Origin of the sequence: Dyadobacter sp. (assembly GCF_051859145.1) — a bacterium.
Lineage (GTDB): Bacteria > Bacteroidota > Bacteroidia > Cytophagales > Spirosomataceae > Dyadobacter.
In genome coordinates this window covers 1-6,547 of sequence record NZ_JBHYGF010000247.1, presented here as the reverse complement: position 1 = coordinate 6,547, position 6,547 = coordinate 1, and the positions used below count along the sequence as shown (strand labels likewise).

Below are 6,547 nucleotides of genomic sequence, written 5' to 3'. Positions count from 1 at the left end.
TGATTTTGACACCAATTCTTGCAAATACATAACCCTGAGCTGGTACAAGTGCCGGTACATTCACCGACATACTGATATTGTTCAGGTCTTTAATGTCCGCAGATGCAAGATCAGTCGTACCAATATTGGTTGCGCGCGAAACAAAGTTTGTTTTATTAACATACAAAGACACCCGTTCTACTGCTTTCGCATTCGCACCGGTTACAATTTGTTCCAGCTTTAATGAAGCTGAAACTTTCCCTTCACCTCCATTGAAGGAAGGATTGCGGATCATAAAGTAAGGCTGCACTTCCACGTCAAGTGTCTGGTTTCCATTTACTGTCACATAGAGGGTATCCTTTTTCGCAGCATCCTGCTGGATGGTACGGAACGGGCCGCGACCTGCGGGGAAAACCAGTTTATAATTTCCGTTAAAAAGCAGCGCCGAATAGCGGCCCTCCTGGTCAATGGGCGCGTCAATGGGAGCGAGCTTTCCGAAGCCAGGCTGCCAGAGCTGCATCCTTACCTGGTTGAATTCCACGCCTATCGGTTCGCCATTATATACAATGCGGCCGGACAAGGTAGACTTGGGTGCTGTGAAATTATCTTTGTCACAAGACATTACACCCAGTCCGAGTAATAATATAGCCAAAAGCTGAACTGTTACTTTCATGATCTGATATTTTAAAATGTCTTAATGATTTGGGTTACGGACGATCTTCGGGTTATTGTTGATCACGTCATCGCTGATATAGGAGTAGTAGTTTCCGAGCTGGAACCTGTCTGCGCCTGTTACGCGGCTTAACCTGGTTACTTTATAGATCCACTTTCCATTCGTAGGTGAGCCCGGATTGTAGATTTTGTAAGGCCAGAGTCCGTAAGGCTGCGTGTTGCGTTTGGTAGCTTTTCCGAGATCTTTGGACAAATCCGCGGTCGTAATTGCGTTACCGTCCATAATCAGGTGGGCAATGCGCCATCTTTTCATATCGTAGAGATAATGTCCTTCAAAAGCCAGCTCCACGCGTCTTTCGTGTACAATGCGGTCAAAGTTGATTTCGGAAGTTTTCAATGGCGTAACCAGTCCGGCGCGGGCGCGTACCATATTCATGTACTCGGCAGCGGCTGCGGGTTGTCCCAGTTCAAATGCGGCTTCAGCTGCATTCAAAAGCACTTCTGCAAAACGGTACCTTACCAGCCAGACCTCGCTGTTTACCCCGCGCTGACCTGAACCTACAACCGGATCAAGGTATTTACGAAGGTAAAAACCGGTTTGTGCAGTAAATTCAAAACCGTCAATCGGACCGTCGAAACCTACTACCTGCTCAGGTACTGTTTTGCCAGGTAACGTTTTTTGAGCACCCCGGTCGTCGCCACTTACGATAGTCCCATTCCCTAACTGAAAACCCGCCCAGATATCCACGGCTCTACCTTTGAAAGTAGTACCCGGCAGCATGACAGTACCAGCCAGACGCGCATCTCTGCCCGCGAAAATATCTACCTGATTATCATAGTAAATAGGCGCACCAGTTGCATTGGTTGTTGGAATAGGCGCGAAAGTGTTGTCCAACTTTTCAAAAGCTTCCACGAAATTGAGGGAAGGATTAATGCGGCCGCCTTCCTCTTCCTCCGCACCGTACCGCGGCTGGTTCCAGCCTGTGAAGTAATGCACCTTTCCGCTTTGCAGCTTGTAATCCTCCACAAAAATCACCTCCGGATTATTCGCCTTATCATAGAAGATACTCGCGAAATTTTCAGACAAATCAGGCTTTTTGGTATAAAGTGCATAAGCACCAGCCGAGCCGGCGATGATTTCCTTCGCAGCTGTCAAAGCTTTGGTATAATAACCCTGCGCCATAGAAGCCGGGATACCTACTTCGCCGCCGGAGAGCATTACAGAAGGTGTATTCACGCCATATTTGGCGATAGAAGCAGCATACAATGCAGCCCGCGCCTCCATTGCCAGCGCCGCGCCTTTAGTAGCTCTTGATTTTTCACCTACATTGGAAGGCAAATCTCCCTTGATCGCTTCCGCCTCTGCAATTACAAAATCGTAAATCTCCGATTCCTTGGCACGTGGGCGTTGCAGATAAGTCGGATCCCCGCTGAAATCGTAGGTAAGTGGTTCCAGGATCAATGGAACACCGCCCATTCTTTTAACCAGCTCAAAGTAGTAAGATGTGCGCAGGAACCGGGCTTCTGCCAGAAAACGGGCTTTTACACCAGCATCCAGCTTTTCGGAAGCTCCGCATTTTTGAATAAACAAATTCATCTCACGGATATAACCGTAATCCCAAGCTCCCCAGGAACGCACGTCCCAGCCGGAATTCTGGAATGCATTGTAGCGGCCAGCTTCCGACCAGAATGCCTCATTGAAGTCGCCGACTGTCATCCAGCCGGGGACATCGTTGATCGTTTTAAAAGTCGAGATATCGACGTAGCGGTTGTACAAATCTCCCAAAACCGAAAGTATCTGCTCCTCACTGTTCCAGATCTGCTCGTCGGTCAGGATATTGGTAGGCGGGCGGTTCAGGAATGCGTCGTCGTCGCAGCTCCAACCCAGCATCAAAACAGCGATCAGTATTGTATAAAATCTTAGTTTCATTTGAATCTGACAGTTTTTAGATTGAAAGATTGATACCCACATTCACAAACTTGGCTTGCGGATATTGAAGTCCGTTCTCGTCAGCCACTTCCGGGTCTATACCGAACTCTTTCAGGTTATCGATTGAAAACAGGTTATATCCATTGATGTAAACCCGCGCTCTCTGCATTTTCAGCTTTTCCAATACCGACTTTGGCAGCGAGTAACCCAGCTCCAATGTCCGCGCGCGGATGTATTTCACATTGTGCACCCAGAAAGTCGAGTTCTTATTGTTGTTGCTGTGCGAACCGTCGTTGTAGCGCAATGCAGGGTATTTACCAGGAATCCATTCGCTGTTCAGATCAAATGGATCTTTGCGGTGCCAGCGATCCAGGAAGATACTGTTAAGCGCACCGTCATTCTGGTAAGCCCAGCGCTGCTCCCAGTTCTGATTCCAGGTGTACATGCCACCGCCCGAGAAGTCAGCCGCAAGTGTAAACCCTTTCCAGCTCGCCGAGAGGTTCAGACCGAAGTTAATGTTTGGCTGTCCGTTTGTAGTATAGCCAATTGGTCTTTCGTCCAGGTTATTGATCACATTATCTCCATTCACATCCTTGTAAATCAAATCACCGGGAAGCAAAGTGCGGTTTCCTTGTCCGTCGATATTAACCGGATATTCAGTGATCTGCTGCTGCGACTGGAACTGGCCAATTGTTTCATAACCCCAGAAAATATTGTCATACCGACCCTCCCGTGAAGCACGGTACTGATCCTGCGCATTGTTGAAAATAGGTTTGTAAGAAGACACAAACTTGCTCCTCGAAAACGACACATTTCCGCCGATCGAGTAGTTGATATCCCCCGACTTTCCATTAAATGTCAATGCACCTTCCCAGCCTTGCTGCGGTCACTGTTTACGTTTTCCTCGGGCAGAGAGTAACCGAGCTCGCTAGGTACCAGCAGATCGTATTTCCGGCCAAGCAATCCTGTACGCAATCTGTAGAAGTAATCCACCGACCCAGTGACCTTAGTGCCCAGCAAAGAAAAGTCGGCACCGATATCCGTAATCTTACTTTTAAACCACGAAATATTATTGATAATCTGACCTTTATCTCTGGAAGTAACCACTGCATTTCCACTCAGGATCACATTTCCCTGGTTGTAGTTATAACCTGGGAGGTATGCATACGGACTCAGCGGATTGTTGGGATCATTGTTGAAAAGAATGTTATCATCCCCCAGGATACCATAAGAGGCCCTGAATTTAAGATCATCCAGAATGCTCCGGGAGCCTAACAGGTCTTTGACAAATTTCTCTTCGGTAATTCTCCAACCCACAGAAGCAGACGGGAATGTACCTACGCGGCGATCGGGAGCAAACTTCCAGGAAGCATCGCGGCGCGCAGAAAGTTCGAGATAATACTTGCCTGCATAATCATAATTTGCCCTACCGATGTACCCTATACGTGCAAGCTCAAATTCCGAATCGTTATAGGTATCCATGGTCGGGAAGTAGATCAGCGGAAGTACGTTGGTCTTGGGAACTGCGTGTACCCATTGTTCCTGTACCTGCTCTTCCTGGCGCTCCGCCACGAAAGTTGCACCTACGGTATGTTTGCCAAAAGTGTTGTTATAATTCAGCTGTCCCTGGTACACATTCCGCATCACCTTCTTGGTACCACGCTCGCGCCACGGGTTGGTACTTCCGCCCGTAACGGTGTAGGTATCTTCGGTTGGATTGTAGGTGTAGGCTTCGTAGGTATACTCGTGCCCGTTCATTACACGGTCGGCGATGTAGTAGGAGTACATTCCTTTTGCCACTAAACCTTTAATTCCCGGAATGGTGTATTCACCTGTAAAGTTGGTTTGCAAAACGCGCCAGTATTCCGTCCAGTAACCGCCTAGCTTTTTGTTGTTGTAAGCCCAGTTGGTTTCATTATGCTTGATATCGTTGAGATAATCTGGATTATCATTTGCATAAGGCCGCTCGAACGGACGGTTTCTCAGGATCGCGAAACGTGGCAGCCAGTAATCGTCACCACCCGGGATACCAGGCTGGTCGCGGTTTTCGATACGTCCATTAATCTGCACGCCGAGTTTCAGGCGATCAGTAATTTTCGCGTCGACGTTGCTCTGGATGTTTGTTCTTTTAAATGTAAACTCCCTTCCGAGCACAGCGAACTGTTTCAAATGCGTAGCCGAAATGTAGTAGCTGATCCTGTCGGAGCCTCCGGTCATATTCATGTTCAGTGAATAAAGCGGCGCATTCTTTTTGATGATAAAATCTTTCCAGTTGAAAGTCTGGTAGCCTGGTTCTGTACCTGCTTTGTATTTTTCAAGTTCGGCAGGTGTAATGGAGGTTTTACCATATTGGTTCATTTCCGCCTCTGCGCGGCCGAGCATCCATTGATACGAATCATTGACTACATTCGGGAAGCGCGACCAATTCTGCCAGCCGGTATAAGCGTCGATGTTCACCGTGTTTTTAGTACCATTCTTTCCGCGTTTGGTTGTTACTACCACAACGCCATTCGCTGCGCGAACACCGTAAATAGCCGCCGACGCATCTTTCAGTACGGTAATACTTTCAATGTCATTTGGCGAAATGTTATTGAACTGACCTGCATCCTGCTGAATTCCGTCAATTACAAACAGCGGGTTACCCATATTCCTGATCTGAACATTGGCGCTTGCGCCGGGGCGACCATCGGGCATACGGAATGTAACGCCCGGGATTTTACCAGCCAGGCCGGAGCTTACCGTAGAACCACCGTGCACACGTTCAATATCCTTGCTGGTAACCGTGGAAATAGCGCCGGTAAGTGATTCTTTCTTTTGGGTACCGTAACCTACCACAACTACTTCTTCCAATGCTTTATCGTCTACTTTCAGGGCTACATCCACTTCTGTTTGCCCCTCATTCACAATGATTTCGCGAGACAGAAAACCTACAAATGAAAAGATCAGTGTGGTTTCTCCATTCGGAACAGTAAGGGAGAATGCGCCTTTTTCGTCGGAAGAAGTTCCCGTTTGTGTTCCTTTTAAAACAATGCTGACACCCGGCAAGGCAACGCCGGCTTCGTCTTTGACTGTCCCCCGGAGCGTCCGGTCAACAGTTTGCACTGCACCTGGGGCTACTTCCGGTTGTTCCAGATCGGAAACTTTCACCGGCGTTTTGTCCGGCTTGATCACGATCAGGTCTTCACTTATTTTATAGCTGAGCTGCAAAGGTTTAAGCAGCTGGTCGAGCACGGAAGCCAGTTGTGTATTGGTTACCTTGATCGTCGCTTTCCGATCCGACTGGATCAGTCTTGAACTGAATACAAACTTGATGTTGGTTTGCTTTTCAAGCTCTTTTAAAACTTTTTTAACATCCTGATTCTGAATATCAAGAGTTACTTTCTGGGTGAGAGCCGATTGTGCCCTGCCGTCAACTGCCCACGACACTCCGGCAAACAGGCACACCAGAAAACATTGCAAGACGGTTATACGCATAAGAGTTATGAGCAGGTCATCGGTTCGTCGAACTTTTTCCATATTTTTGATTGATTTGTTGGTTAAGGCGATTTATTCAACAATATCTTCCCGGGCCGCCACTTGCTGTGGCTGCGAGTAATTAGCGTTACTTTCGGGGATTTCGAATCAGTCATGTGGCAGCATGGCTGATTTTTTTTGACAGTTGGGTCTATGTCATTTTGAAAGTTAGGTTTGGGTGAATTGACTTACTTACTCCGGCAACACAAATCAGTTTTGCTACCTGCATCCATTGCCCGTGATCCTGACCTGATTTCCATTGATCTCGTAAGTCGCATCAATGGCGTTACATATCACAGCCAATTTCTTGCTGAAAGGCTGTCCGACCAAAGTGGCAGTTAGCGGACATTTTTCCAGCGCTTCATTATAAATGATCTTTACATTATAAGCCGCTTCCAGTGCTTTGAATACCTCGGTAACCGGCGTTTCATCGAACACGAAAAGTTGCGCTGA

General features: G+C 47.6%; 5 protein-coding genes. All 5 read right to left on the bottom strand.

Going from position 1 to position 6,547, the window contains the following annotated elements:
• Positions 1 to 652: DUF3823 domain-containing protein (locus ACTIE6_RS14940; protein ID WP_439557400.1), on the bottom strand; the 652-nt coding region annotated here is incomplete at its 3' end.
• A gap of 21 nt (positions 653 to 673) precedes the next feature.
• A complete protein-coding gene (locus ACTIE6_RS14935) occupies positions 674 to 2,581 on the bottom strand; it encodes a RagB/SusD family nutrient uptake outer membrane protein (RefSeq protein WP_439557399.1) in 1,908 nt (635 codons plus the stop codon).
• Between the two features lie 16 nt (positions 2,582 to 2,597).
• Positions 2,598 to 3,443, bottom strand: a complete 846-nt coding sequence (locus ACTIE6_RS14930; RefSeq protein WP_439557398.1) for a hypothetical protein — start codon at positions 3,441 to 3,443, stop codon at positions 2,598 to 2,600.
• Entirely contained in the window at positions 3,440 to 6,055 is a 2,616-nt protein-coding gene (locus ACTIE6_RS14925; RefSeq protein WP_439557397.1) for a SusC/RagA family TonB-linked outer membrane protein, read from the bottom strand. Before ACTIE6_RS14925 ends, ACTIE6_RS14930 begins: the two co-directional genes overlap by 4 nt.
• Positions 6,056 to 6,313: 258 nt before the next feature.
• Positions 6,314 to 6,547 (bottom strand): FecR domain-containing protein (locus tag ACTIE6_RS14920; RefSeq protein WP_439557396.1); only part of this gene is annotated, 234 nt, incomplete at its 5' end.